Genomic DNA, 10744 nt, shown 5'->3' with positions numbered 1-10744 from the left:
TATGAATTACGCCCTTGATTTAGCTAAATACTTCATCTTATCATGTTTTAGGTTGAAATTAAGATGCGTTTACCCTGCGATATAGTTTGCATTCAATCAAGTTACATCGTCCAATCTTATGAGCTGGTTTAGCCACTGCTGTTATTGTATCTAATCTTTAGGATAAAGCCTATAAATATTTTTACGGTATAATTATTAATTAGTTTTTTTTATATTTAGATTTGTTAAAATTTAAACAGATTTAAGAAGCTTAGATTATGCTTATTTATAGTGCATTAAAGATTTTTTAGCTCTGCCCAAAATATCAGTGTCCCTACTTAGATACAGCCTGCTATTCAATTGATCTTCAATTTATTATTAGTGAAATTACGCACATGAGCACTAGCATTTTCGGTTACAACCTAAGCGAAGCTATTTACGAAAGTGTCAATACTATTATTTATCGCGGCACAAAACAGGTTGATAGAACATCCGCGATAGTCAAAACCTTCAAAACCGAGCATCCGACAATCGAACAAATTTCCCGCTTAAGACACGAACATAAAATCCTCAGACATTTAGAAAGTGAAGGAATAGTTAAGCCCATAGCCTTAGAAAACTACCATAACGGCTTAGCGCTGATAGTAGAAAATTTTAGCGGTCAATCTTTGAAAGATTTTCTCAACAATCAACCCTTGGCTATAAACGCATTTCTCAAAATCGGCATTCAGTTAGCAAACACTGTGGGAGAGATCCATCATAGTAATGTAATCCATAAAGATATTAAGCCCCAAAATATTTTAATTGAGCCAGAGACAAAGGAAGTAAAAATTATTGACTTTAGCATTGCTTCTCTCTTAGATCGAGAAAATCAAACCGTCACCAATCCCAACTTATTAGAAGGAACTCTCGCCTATATGTCGCCGGAACAAACCGGCCGAATGAATCGATCAGTGGACTACCGCACTGACTTTTACTCCCTCGGTATTACATTTTATGAAATGCTGACGGGTAAGCTACCTTTTTCCGCAAAAGACCCCCTAGAATTCGTTCATTGCCATATAGCTAAAGCACCAATACCACCTAAACAACTGAATCCAGAAATTCCGGATGCAGTTTCTGAAATTGTAATGAAATTATTATCTAAAACGGCTGAAGATAGATATCAAAGTGCTTTCGGAATAAAAGTTGACTTGGAAACCTGCCAGCAGATGCTTTCTTCAGGAGAGATTTTCCCCTTTATTATAGCTCAGCTAGATTCCTACAGCCAATTTCTGATTCCGCAAAAACTCTACGGACGGGAAATAGAAGTTGCTAGTTTGCTAGAAGCCTTCACTCGCGTCAGTGCCGGGAAAACGGAAATGATGCTAGTTTCCGGTTATTCAGGTATCGGTAAATCCTCCTTAGTTAACGAAGTTGATAAACCGATAGTAGCAGCAAAAGGGTATTTTATTAGCGGTAAATTTGACCAGTTCAAGCGAAATATTCCCTATGCTTCCTTAATTCAAGCATTTCAGGAATTGATGCGCCAACTGCTGACCGAAAAATCAGAAAAAATAGCAATTTGGAAGTCTAAAATCCTCGAAGCACTTGGGACAAATGGCCAGGTTATTATTGATGTTATTCCCGAAGTAGAAAAGATTATCGATCCACAGCCTGGAGTTCCAACCTTGGGGCCAGCGGAATCCCAAAACCGATTTAATCAAGTATTTCAAAAATTTATACAGGTGTTTAGTAAACCCGAACACCCGCTAGTTGTATTTTTGGATGACTTGCAATGGGCAGATTCGGCTTCCCTCAAGCTCATCCAACTAATTATGACCGATCCAGATAGTAAATATTTACTATTAATTGGAGCCTATCGGGATAATGAAGTCAGCCCCACTCATCCCTTAATTTATACCTTAGAGCAAATTCAAAATACCAAGGCGATAGTCAATAATATTATCCTCCAAGCTTTAGAAATAACTCATGTAAACCAATTAGTAAGCGAAACCCTTCGCAGTCAAATTTCTGAAATTTTGCCCCTGGCTGAGTTAGTTTTTAATAAAACCCAGGGCAATCCTTTCTTTTTAACTCAACTTCTCAAATCCCTTTATCAAGAAAAACTCCTATCCTTTGATTTCGATCGAGTTTGTTGGCAGTGGGATCTTCAACAGCTTCAAGGCATTGAGATCGGCAATAACGTCGTCGAATTGATGGTCAGCCAGATTCAAAAGCTCTCGTCCCAGACGCAGAATGTCTTAAAATTAGCGGCCTGTATCGGAGATAAATTCAGTTTAGATGTTTTGGCAATAGCTAATAAAAAATCTCAGTCAGAGACGGCAATAAATTTATGGGAAGCGTTACAAACTGGTTTCGTTTTACCGCTCAATAATTCTTACAAAATACCGCTCCTATTTGAGGAGGAAACATCCACAGAAAAGTCAACCGAGCAATTTAATGTCACCTACAAATTTTTGCACGACCGAGTGCAACAGGCATCTTATTCTCTAATTCCAGACGACCAGAAAAAAGAAACTCACCTAAAAATTGGTCAACTACTGCTGCATTCCACAACGCCTGAAGAACAAAAAGAAAATATCTTTATACTGGTTAACCAACTAAATTACGGCACTGATTTAGTCACTTTAGAGAGCGAAAAATATGAATTAGCAGAACTCAATCTGATCGCCGGACAGAAAGCCAAAGCAGCAACAGCTTATGAATCCGCTGTCAAATATTTGAATGTGGGTTTGGGACTGCTCGCGGAGGATAGCTGGGAGAGTCAATATGAGCTGACTTTAAATCTGCATTTAGAAGCAGCAGAAGCCGAATTTATCACCACAAACTTTGAGCGCTCTCAACAGTTGTCTGCTATCATCATAAAACAAGCAAAAACCCTCTTAGAAAAAATCAAAGTCTACGAACTAAAAATTCAGTTTGACATGGCTGAAAACCGAGCAAAATCAGCTATAGAGACTGGTATTAATGTTCTTGAAATGTTCGGCGTTTACCTAGAGCAAGAACCCCCTCAAGGATTGATTATTGAGGATTTAGCCAATCTGCCACCAATGACAGATATGAATAAACTTGCGGCGATGCGGATATTAAGCAGCATCGTGATCTCGGCATATCTTGGCAATGGAGCTATGCTGCCACTAATTATATATACAATGATCGATTTGTCGCTCAAGTATGGTAACTCACCGGAATCTGCTTACGCTTACGTTTTCTATGGCTCTCTTTTATGTGGACCAATGGGGGATATAGATTCTGGATATAAATTTGGCAAACTATCCATTGTTGTATTGGATAAATTTGAAACTAACTCGCTCAACTGTAAGGTTGGGTTAATATTTAATGCTCTTCTCAGATCCTGGAAAGATCATAGTATGGAAACCCGAGAACCTTTGATTAAGGCTATGCAAAGTGGCTTGGAAGTAGGTGATTTGGAATGTGCTTGTCACTGCCTGATCAATTACTGCTACATGACATTTTTAACGGAAAAAGAGCTAGAAAAAGTTGAGTGCGAACAGGAAAAATATGTTGCTATTAGCATTAAATACAAGCAAGATTACGATACTTTTGCAATCAAAATTTATCAGCAATTAGTTAAAAATTTGCTGGGCAAAGCCTCAGATAAATATCAGTTGATTGGTGAGAGTTTTAATGAAGAAGAAATGGTGCCGGTGTTCCTAGAATCTAATAATGGGACTCTGCTGTTTTTTTACCATGCCGCCCAAGGGATGCTTCGTTATTCTTTTAAAGATTACGAAGGCACAATAGTCAATGCTAATTTAGTATCAAAATATGCCAGTTGCGGTGTGGGATTAATTCAGAATGCTCTTGGCAACTTCTACCATTCTCTTGGCCTCCTAGCAATGTATCCCAAAGTCTCAGCGCAAGAACAAGAAGAATATTTAATTCAAGTAGCAGTAAACCAAGAAAAAATGAAAACTTGGGCGTTCCATGCACCGATTAATTTCCAGCATAAGTATGACTTAGTAGAAGCAGAAAAAGCGCGGATTTTGGGACAACCTTTAGAAGCCAGCGATTATTACGATCGCGCTATAGCAGGAGCCAAAGAACAGGGATATATCCAAGAAGAAGCCTTAGCTAACGAACTGGCTGCAGAGTTTTATTTTTTTCGCGGAAAAGATAAAATTGCTCTGATGTATTTAACCGATGCTTACTACGCATATAGTCGCTGGGGAGCTAAAGCTATAGTCAAAGATTTGGAAGCCAGATATCCTCAAATATTTTCCCGGATAGCCAAGCCAGAAACTCAACGTAGCCAGATCGCTACGAGCACTAGCTCGACAAGTGGAGGGAGTGGCGCACTAGATTTAGCGACTGTCATCAAAGCCTCTCAAGCTCTCTCTGGCGAAATTGTGTTGACTAATTTGTTAGCAAAATTGATGAAAATTGCGATCGAGAATGCGGGTGCTCAAAATGGCATTTTCATTTTAGACAAAGCTGGAAATCTACTAATTGAAGCCTATGGCACTGTAGATAGCGATGTAGAAGTGCTGCAAAGAATACCAGTGGAAAACAGTAAGCAACTACCCATATCTTTGATTAACTATGTTGCAAGAACTCAGGAAAATGTTGTATTAAACGATGCGAGTTGTGAGGGAACCTTCACGGCGGATACTTATATCGTCAACCAAAAACCCAAGTCAGTATTATGTACTCCCATCGTCCATCAAGGAAAACTTACTGGCATTCTTTACTTAGAAAATAATCTCACAACAGGTGCTTTTACTCCCGATCGTTTAGAAGTTTTACAACTTTTATCTTCTCAAGCAGCTATTTCGATTGAGAATGCCCGTCTTTATAACGATTTGGAAGCAGCCAATGCTACTTTAGAAGTGAAGGTGGCAGAAAGAACGCAACAGTTACAAGAAAAAAATATCGATTTACAAAAAGCAGAAGAATTAGCGAAAGCCGCCAACTCTGCCAAGAGTGAGTTTCTGGCTAATATGAGCCACGAGCTCCGAACGCCACTTAATGGCATTTTGGGTTACACCCAAATCCTCAAACGACAAAAAAACTTGGCTGACGAGCAAAAAGATGGTCTGAACGTGATTAGTCAGTGCGGCGAACACCTCTTAACCCTAATTAACGATATTTTAGATCTCTCCAAAATCGAAGCCCGAAAAATGGAAATCCACTTGAGTAATTTCCATTTCTCACAATTTTTGGAAGGCCTGGCTGAAATTTGCAATATTCGGGCAGAACAAAAGGGAATCTCCCTGATTTACGAGCCCATTACCCAACTACCTATTGCCGTCCAGGGTGATGAAAAAAGGTTGCGGCAAGTTTTAATCAACTTACTCGGCAATGCGATTAAGTTTACCGAAAAAGGTGGGGTGGCATTCAAAGTAGGATATCAGGGTGGCAAAATCCGGTTTCAAGTGGAAGATACCGGAGTTGGTATGGCACTAGAGCAATTGCAAGACATATTTTTGCCTTTTCACCAAGTAGGAGAAGCCAACCTGAAGGTTGAAGGAACCGGGTTGGGGCTGGCAATTAGTCGCCAATTAGTCCAGATGATGGGCGGTGAAATAAAGGTGAAGAGTAAATTAGGACAAGGGAGCATTTTCTGGTTCGATTTAGATTTGCCAGAGGTATCGGAATGGGCGACTAATTCAGCCAAAGCGAATGCCCACACAATCGTTGGTTTCAAAGGCCGAAAGCGAAAAATTCTCATAGCTGACGACAAGTGGCAAAATCGCTCGATCATGACGGGAATGCTTCAGCCGTTAGGATTTGAAATTCTGGAAGCAACGGAGGGTCAGGACTGTTTAAATAAGGCGGTGGAGTTTAAGCCCGACTGTATTTTAATGGACTTGATGATGCCAGTAATGAGCGGCTTAGAAGCGACGCGCCGGATTCGCAAATCACTAGGTCAGACTAATTTAGTGGTGATTGCTACTTCTGCCAGCGTTTTTGATTTCGATCGACAACAAAGTGCCGAGGTAGGCTGCAATGATTTTATTCCGAAACCCATACGAATCGAGGAGCTTTTAGAAAAATTACGTACTCATTTAGGGTTAGAATGGATTTATGAAGAAAATCTGGAAGAGATGAGGAAAACAGAAGGAGAAAAAAAATCTCTAAGTTCTGAAATTGTAGCTCCCCCCGATGAGGAAATCGCCGTTTTATTCGATCTAGCGATGATGGGCGATCTCCGAGGAATTGCGGAGCGAGCCGCAAAACTAGAACAACTCAATGAGCAATGGGTTCCCTTTGCTAGCCATCTGCGCCAGTTAGCGAAAGGATTTGAAGAACAACAAATCCTAGAGTTTATTAAACAATATAGGACGACAGCCAATGAGTAGTGAACTTGCCGAACAAAGCACCATTTTAATCGTAGATGACACCCCGACTAATTTAGGTGTCCTGTTCGATTTTTTGGCTGATTTTGGCTTCAAAGTATTGGTAGCTAGGGATGGCAAAAGTGCTCTCCAAAAGGTCGAATATGCCGCGCCAGATCTGATTCTGTTGGATGTGCTTATGCCAGGAATAGATGGGTTTGAAACTTGTCGCCGTTTGAAAGCGAATGATGTAACGAGAGACATTCCCGTGATTTTTATGACTGCTCTTGCTGATACGGTGGATAAGGTTAAAGGTTTGAGTCTTGGTGCGGTGGATTATATTACTAAGCCTCTTCAGCATGAAGAGGTTTTAGCTCGTGTTAATGTCCACATGAAGCTCCGCAACCTGTCGAAGAAACTGTTAGAGCAAAATGTGTGCTTGCAAGCAGAAATCGAACAGCGTGTCAAAGCGGAATCTTCGCTCTTGAAGCTGGCATCGGAGTTGGAAAGGCGAGTTGAAGAAAGGACGGCTGAACTTTTCCAATCCAATCAATTGCTCAAACAGGAGATTCAAGAGCGTCTGCAAGCAGAGGCGGGATTGCAACAATCGGAAGCTCAATTGCGAACCCAAGCTCAATGCTTAGAAAAAGCTTTTCGCGAATTGCAATTGACCCAGACTAAACTTGTGCAGAGCGAAAAAATGTCTTCTCTAGGTCAGCTTGTTGCAGGTGTAGCCCATGAAATCAATAATCCCGTTAATTTCATCTATGGGAATCTTTCTTACGCCCATGAGTATACCAAAAGTCTGATTGAACTCGTGAATCTGTATCAGCAGGAATTCCCCGTTTCAGGAGCGAAAATTGCAAATAAAATAGACGAGATAGAACTAGATTTTTTGGTTGAAGACTTGCCTAAATTGCTGACTTCGATGAAGGTAGGTGTAGACCGTATTCGCGAGATTATTCAGTCGCTGCGAATCTTCTCGCGATTAGATGAATCAGAGATGAAACCAGTGGATATTCACCAGGGTATTGAGAGCACTCTATTAATTTTGCATAACCGCGTTAAAGGAAGGGGCGATCGACCTGCAATTGAGGTGGTCAAAGAGTTCGGCAATCTGCCTCTGGTAGAGTGTTATGCTGGTCAGCTTAACCAGGTGTTTATGAATCTTGTCGCTAATGCTATTGATGCCCTAGATGATTACAATGCAACGCGATCGTTAAGTGAAATTAAAGCCAATCCGTCTAAGATTGTCATTCGCACTGAAGTTACCGAAAGTAATCGGGTAGTAATCCAGATTAAGGATAACGGGTCGGGAATGACAGAAGATATCAGCAAACATCTATTTGAGCCATTTTTTACTACTAAACCTCTAGGGAAAGGCATCGGTATTGGGTTGTCAATTTCCCATCAGATTGTAGTGGAGAAACATGGTGGCAAGCTCAATTGTATTTCAGCCCCTAATCAGGGGGCAAAGTTTATTATTGATATTCCCATTAACCAGCAATTATTTGCTAGCAATTTCATTACGATGTCTGAAACAGCCTTGGGAATTTCTTAGTGGATTTTAACTTAAGGGGGCTTAAACAAATTTTAAGCCCAAATAAATCCAAACTCACTTTATACACAGTAAGTACGTCCATGTTTTCTTCCAGCTAGTGCAGAAATCTATAAAATATAGCTATTCTCAAACCTGACACAGCATCAGTAAATGTGCCTAAATGTAGGAGACCGCCATCACAATCACTCAAGAGTGCAATCAGTATTTTTTTGAGACCACATTAAATAGACATCTCCGAAAATTTTTAAACAATTGATGTGAAACGTTTGTGGTTGTGTGACAGCAGGTGTCAACAGCCATAAAGGGAACAAGCGATAAGACTTAAAAAATTAATCAATAAAAACAAGCCTATTTAATCAACTATTTTAATTCATTTTTTTACTTAATTGCACTTTAAGTGAGCAGAACTATCGCACCTTTTCGCCACCTCACTAATCCACATACTATCAAGATTACTTGTTCATAATTTTCCGATTTTATCCAAAATTTTTCTGCGACTACTCTGAAAACTTTTACGACTCTCATTATCTGCTCTACAACTGTTATTTTTTGAACCCGATCGCGATTTTCAGTTTTTTGCTCGGTAGTTAAATCTTTGTTTTGCGTTTTTTTATGAGGTGTAAATAGTGCCTATGAGCCGAGACAAGCTCGATTTGCGTGAAAGAGTTTACTATCACTTAATTTCTTTTGTCGTTCGCAATATATTAATATCAGTAGTTTATCCACTTTTTCCTACCTCTAAATCTACTATTTTTTGCCCGCGACGACTATTATTTAATTTTTAAATTTAGGTATTTTTTGCGATCTTATCCTAACATTTTTTTTGATAGTTTGTTGTATTTTACGGGGTTGGTCGTAGCTATCTACTGTTAATTCCTCTTGACTCAATATTTTTTTACCATAACCTTTCGCTTTCATTGTTTTTACTTGTTATAGGAGGGTCGATGATAATAATTTTCTTAAAACACCTAGCCAATAATGAAAGATATCATTAGCTTTTATTTATCTTAGATTAAATTGTACCATAACATTTGAAATCTCGGCCAGTGGTGCAAATTAACTAAGGTTAATAGAATTTAATCTGCAACTGTTAACTTACGATGTCGGCAGCCTCCTACTTTAATAATTAGCGTTTTTTTTCGGTCTATTTATGGTTGTTGAGCGTTACCACCCTCGGATTGAATAATTAAATTTATCAGTTGTTCGTATTTCAGACCTGCCAAGTTTTGAGTTTCGGATGGATACTTGTCAATTTATTATTAAAACTGAATCATATGAGTATTTTTTGGTAAAATCCTATTTTATACTATCTGCGAGCGAACCGTATTTTTAATTTCGGAGATGTCTAATCTCTGAATTTGGGCAGCAAGGTGATTATTTTTTTGCAGTCATGCACAACATTGAAAGTTAAATAAGATGGTAAGGATTATCAAGTAGCGATCGCACTAAGCTAACTTTTTTATAAATACCGCCCCACAGGCGCTGTAAATCGCCGATCGTGCGAAATTAGCTTAGTGCGATCGGACAAATATTTTTTACTGCGATCGGCTATTTCGAGCGTCAATCATAAGCGTAATAACTTCAATAGAACTTGCAGCAGCTAACAGTCAAAAAATTAATCTAATGTTAACCATAATTTAAAATAAACTTATTGTTATTGCGCCCATTACTTAGGTGTTAAAAACTTAATCTAATGTTAACCATAATTTAAAACAAGCTTATTGTTTCCTATGTCTTTACTTAGGGATTTCCGTCTATCCTATGGAGGAGATTTGTCAAGCCTGCTATCAATATTGAGGACGAGGATTATGATTTTCTTCACTGCACGTTGGCGGCGTGCTTTTATAGTTACGCTAGCGGTAGCAGCATTTTCGCTCTCGTTGATTACTTCTGCTGTAGCTGCTGTCACACTAAACGGTTCGGGAGCCACTTTCCCTAAACCTCTTTACGATCGCTACTTCTCTCAGATGAGAAGTGCCAATCAAATTACTGTAAACTACGAAGGAACTGGCAGCGGTGCTGGTATCAAAGCATTAATTGCAGGCACTGTTGATTTCGCAGGCAGCGACGCGCTGATGACGGCGGCGCAAATAGCCGAAGTAAAGCGCGGTGTCATGGCGGTTCCGACTGCTGGCGGCGCTGTTGCAGTTGTCTACAACTTGCCCGGAGTGACCAATCTGAGGCTAAATAACGATGCCGTGAAAGGCATCTTTGAAGGAAAGATTACTCGGTGGAACGATCCTAAAATAGCGGGAATTTCTGGACAAGCTAAAAACTTGCCAAATACTGCGATTCGAGTAGCTGTACGCGCAGACAGCAGCGGTACAACCTTTATTTTTGCTAACCACTTGCAGGCGATCGGCAGCAGCATCAAAGCAGCCGCTCAGCCGAGTTGGCCGGGGAGCCCTGTCAGCGGTCAAGGAAACCCCGGCGTAGCTGCTTTGGTGAAAAATACAGCGGGTGCGATCGGCTACGTTCAAGATACTTTTGCTCGGCAAAACAATCTCCAAACAGCATTTATTCAAAATAAAGCTGGCCGGTTTGTAGATCCTAGCTTGGCTGAAGCAGAGAAAGCTTTAGCAGGGGAAACATTCCCCGCAGACTTCCGCTTAGTAGAAGGCAATCCCAACGACGGTTATCCGATTGTTGGTTTGACTTGGTTGTTAATCTACAAACAGTATCCTGCTGCCAAAGCAGATGCTATTAAAAAGATGGTCAATTGGGTGATGACTACAGGCCAAGGTATCAACAAACAGTTAGAGTTTACTCAAATTCCTTCAGCTACAGCTCAAAAGGTGATTCAAACAGTGAATCAGAGTGTGGTTGCCAAAAGTTAATTCGGATGTTTTCAGGGAGTTATGAGTTTTGAGTTAAATGTATGACTCAAAACTCATAACTTGCC

Annotated in this window: 4 protein-coding genes and 1 pseudogene; 3 read left to right on the top strand and 2 right to left on the bottom strand. The window is 39.9% G+C overall.

Annotated elements, in window-relative coordinates; genetic code table 11:
• Window positions 1-374 precede the first annotated feature (374 nt).
• Both QUA80_RS24055 and QUA80_RS24050 read left to right on the top strand, forming a co-directional pair.
• Entirely contained in the window at window positions 375-6305 is a 5931-nt protein-coding gene (locus QUA80_RS24055) for an AAA family ATPase (RefSeq protein ID WP_333427530.1), read from the top strand.
• A complete protein-coding gene (locus QUA80_RS24050; protein ID WP_333427529.1) occupies window positions 6298-7842 on the top strand; it encodes a response regulator in 1545 nt (514 codons plus the stop codon). Before QUA80_RS24055 ends, QUA80_RS24050 begins: the two co-directional genes overlap by 8 nt.
• 393 nt (window positions 7843-8235) lie before the next feature.
• On the opposite strand, the pseudogene QUA80_RS33930 reads toward QUA80_RS24050, so the two are convergent.
• Together QUA80_RS33930 and QUA80_RS24045 are read right to left on the bottom strand one after the other, a co-directional pair.
• A pseudogene (locus tag QUA80_RS33930) lies at window positions 8236-8454 on the bottom strand (transposase family protein); the annotation flags it as partial.
• 162 nt (window positions 8455-8616) lie between these two features.
• On the bottom strand, window positions 8617-8760 hold the full coding sequence (locus tag QUA80_RS24045) for a hypothetical protein (protein WP_333427528.1): 144 nt from the start codon (window positions 8758-8760) through the stop codon (window positions 8617-8619).
• A gap of 890 nt (window positions 8761-9650) precedes the next feature.
• Here QUA80_RS24045 and pstS point away from each other — a divergent pair.
• Window positions 9651-10679 (top strand): phosphate ABC transporter substrate-binding protein PstS, encoded by a 1029-nt coding sequence (gene pstS, locus QUA80_RS24040; protein WP_333427527.1) that lies wholly within the window; start codon window positions 9651-9653, stop codon window positions 10677-10679.
• Window positions 10680-10744: the final 65 nt, after the last annotated feature.

Origin of the sequence: Microcoleus sp. F4-D5, assembly GCF_036704885.1 — a bacterium.
Classification (GTDB): domain Bacteria; phylum Cyanobacteriota; class Cyanobacteriia; order Cyanobacteriales; family Microcoleaceae; genus Microcoleus.
The sequence above is the reverse complement of the archived record's forward strand: the minus strand, read 5'-3'. Positions and strand labels throughout refer to the sequence as shown.

Coding starts and splice junctions, on each gene's coding strand:
- pstS (WP_333427527.1), top strand. CDS start 9,651: ATGATTTTCTTCACTGCACGTTGGCGGCGTGCTTTTATAGTTACGCTA.
- QUA80_RS24050 (WP_333427529.1), top strand. CDS start 6,298: ATGAGTAGTGAACTTGCCGAACAAAGCACCATTTTAATCGTAGATGAC.
- QUA80_RS24045 (WP_333427528.1), bottom strand. CDS start 8,760: ATGAAAGCGAAAGGTTATGGTAAAAAAATATTGAGTCAAGAGGAATTA.
- QUA80_RS24055 (WP_333427530.1), top strand. CDS start 375: ATGAGCACTAGCATTTTCGGTTACAACCTAAGCGAAGCTATTTACGAA.